The following is a 445-nucleotide window of genomic DNA, read 5'->3' on the forward strand; positions in this document are numbered from 1 at the left end:
GTATACGGGCGCGTACAGGCAGGCCATGGGCACGTGCATACGACTCGCTGGCCAGTAAGACTGCTGATGCGCCGTCTGCCAGTGACGACGACGTCCCTGCAGTGACCGTTCCCGTATGAGGATCAAAAACGGGTCGCAGATTATTGAGACTGTCCAGGTTGGTTTCCGGGCGGATGACCTCATCTTTTTGATGGCGAACCAGTGCGCCATGAGCATCATGACCGTGGGTAGGCACGATCTCTGCATCAAAAAGCCCCTTAAGACTTGCATGTGCGGCCCGCTGATGGGAACGCAGCGCAAATTCATCCTGCATTTCCCGACTGATATTATGCATTTTTGCCAGTAGCTCCGCCGTGAGCCCCATGTTGCCTGCCGCACGGGCAACGGTTTTACTCAGGGCGGGATGAAAATCAATGCCATGGGTCATCGGAACATGGCCCATATG

1 pseudogene is annotated in these 445 nt (G+C 55.7%); it reads right to left on the reverse strand.

The annotated features are described in order from the left end of the window. Positions 1-445 (reverse strand): annotated as a pseudogene (fadA, locus tag AACU55_RS22125) (acetyl-CoA C-acyltransferase); the annotation flags it as partial.

The organism is Rahnella sp. CJA17(1/100) (genome assembly GCF_963881615.1).
GTDB lineage: Bacteria > Pseudomonadota > Gammaproteobacteria > Enterobacterales > Enterobacteriaceae > Rahnella > Rahnella aceris.